The following is a 1,175-nucleotide window of genomic DNA, read 5'->3' on the forward strand; positions in this document are numbered from 1 at the left end:
ATGGCCAAGGAAAAGTTCGAACGCACTAAGCCGCACTGCAACATCGGCACGATTGGTCACGTTGACCACGGCAAGACGACGTTGACGGCGGCGATCACCATGACGCTGGCCAAGGTTGGCGGCGCCAAGGCGATGAACTACGCCGACATCGACGCTGCGCCGGAAGAAAAGGCCCGCGGCATCACGATCAACACCGCGCACGTGGAATATGAGACGGCTAACCGTCACTACGCGCACGTCGACTGCCCCGGCCACGCCGACTACGTGAAGAACATGATCACGGGCGCGGCGCAGATGGACGGCGCGATCCTGGTGGTTTCGGCCGCCGACGGTCCGATGCCGCAGACCCGCGAGCACATCCTGCTGGCCCGTCAGGTCGGCGTGCCGGCCCTGGTCGTGTTCATGAACAAGGTCGACCTGGTCGACGACGCCGAGCTGCTCGAGCTGGTCGAGATGGAAGTGCGCGAGCTGCTCAGCTCGTACCAGTTCCCGGGCGACGACATTCCGATCACCGCCGGTTCGGCCAAGGCCGCGATCGACAACGTGACCCCGGAAATCGGCGAGCAAGCCGTTCTGAAGCTGATGGAAACGGTCGACGCCTACATCCCGCAGCCGGAGCGTCCGGTCGACCTGCCGTTCCTGATGCCGGTCGAAGACGTGTTCTCGATCTCGGGCCGCGGCACCGTGGTCACGGGCCGCGTCGAGAAGGGCATCGTGAAGGTCGGTGAGGAAGTCGAAATCGTCGGCATCCGTCCGGTTCAGAAGACGACCTGCACGGGCGTCGAAATGTTCCGCAAGCTGCTGGACCAAGGTCAAGCGGGCGACAACGTGGGCGTGCTGCTGCGCGGCACCAAGCGCGAAGACGTCGAGCGCGGCCAAGTGCTGTGCAAGCCGGGTTCGATCACCCCGCACACCAAGTTCACGGCTGAGGCCTACATCCTGACGAAGGAAGAAGGCGGTCGTCACACCCCGTTCTTCACCAACTATCGTCCGCAGTTCTACTTCCGCACCACCGACGTGACGGGCATCATCCGCCTGCGCGAAGGCGTGGAAATGATCATGCCGGGCGATAACGCCGAGCTGGACGTCGAGCTGATCACCCCGATCGCCATGGACCAAGGCCTGCGCTTCGCCATCCGCGAAGGCGGCCGCACCGTCGGCGCCGGCGTCGTCGC

General features: G+C 64.5%; 1 protein-coding gene. It reads left to right on the forward strand.

Annotation, left to right across the window (positions count from 1 at the left end; translation table 11 throughout):
* Positions 1-1,175, forward strand: a 1,175-nt coding sequence (tuf, locus tag AC1RUS_RS23540) for an elongation factor Tu (protein WP_492919048.1), incomplete at its 3' end; no start/stop codon positions are given.

The organism is Caulobacter sp. GW821-FHT10F06, from assembly GCF_058809215.1.